Here is a 1,121-nt window from a genome sequence, read left to right on the forward strand (position 1 = left end):
TCCGGCCGCTCCAGGCCGTAGGCGAGGTTCGCCACCAGGAAGCCGAGCTTCGAGCCGGTGTCGTAGGTCTTGCCGCGATAATGCATGCCGTAGAACTTCTGCGTCTCCGACAGACGCTTCATGCCGTCGGTGAGCTGGATCTCGCCGCCGGCCCCGCGCTCGCCGCGCTCGAGGATGGAAAAGATCTCCGGCTGGAGGATGTAGCGGCCCGAGATGATGTAGTTCGACGGCGCGGTGCCCTTCGGCGGCTTCTCCACCATGCCGGTGATCTCGAAGGTGTCGCCGAATTCCTGGCCGACGCTGACGATGCCGTACTGGTGCGTCTGGTCGGGGGCGACCTCCTCGACGGCGATGATGTTGCCGCCGTGCTGGTCGTAGGCCTTGAGCATCTGCACCATGCTGCCGCGGCTGAGCATGTCGGGCAGGATCACCGCGAAGGGCTCGTCGCCGACGATCTCGCGGGCGCACCACACCGCGTGGCCGAGGCCCAGCGGCTCCTGCTGGCGGGTGAAGCTGGTCTGGCCGGCGGCCGGCAGGTCCTTCTTCAGCCCCTCGTAGGCCTCCGTCTTGCCGCGCTCCTGCAGGGTGCGCTCGAGCTCGTAGGAGATGTCGAAATGGTCCTCGATCACCGCCTTGCCGCGGCCGGTGACGAAGATGAAATGCTCGATCCCGGCTTCCCGGGCCTCGTCGACCACGTGCTGGACCACCGGACGGTCGACGACCGTCAGCATCTCCTTGGGCACCGCCTTGGTCGCCGGCAGGAAACGGGTGCCGAGGCCCGCGACCGGGAGGACGGCTTTGCGAATGCGTTTCATCGTGCGTGATCCAGTGAACACCAAGGAGCGGCCGGACCGCCCGGCGGGACCGGGCGCGTCCGGGCTCTCACGCCCGGCCGACCCCCTCCCCGCGAGCAGCCTTGCCACCGGACAGCTTAATTGACGCTGAAGCATTGCGGGGTATGGATCAACCCGTTTCACAACGAGGAGCGAGCTGAATGGCGGTACTTGTCACGGGCGGCGCCGGCTATATCGGCAGCCATATGGTGCTCGCCCTGATCGACGCCGGCCACGACGAAGTGGTGGTCCTCGACGATCTCTCGACCGGCTTCGACTGGGCGCTGC

At 67.1% G+C, this 1,121-nt stretch carries 2 protein-coding genes; one reads left to right on the forward strand and one right to left on the reverse strand.

The window, feature by feature from the left end:
• Window positions 1–815: UTP--glucose-1-phosphate uridylyltransferase GalU (galU, locus tag ABZT49_RS24285; protein WP_355289763.1), on the reverse strand; the 815-nt coding region annotated here is incomplete at its 3' end.
• A gap of 179 nt (window positions 816–994) precedes the next feature.
• On the opposite strand from galU, the gene ABZT49_RS24290 reads away from it, so the two are divergent.
• The coding region (locus ABZT49_RS24290; protein ID WP_355281766.1) for an NAD-dependent epimerase/dehydratase family protein at window positions 995–1,121 on the forward strand (127 nt) is incomplete at its 3' end.

The sequence above is a fragment of the Methylobacterium sp. EM32 genome (genome assembly GCF_040593685.1).
In the GTDB taxonomy this organism is placed as follows: domain Bacteria; phylum Pseudomonadota; class Alphaproteobacteria; order Rhizobiales; family Beijerinckiaceae; genus Methylobacterium.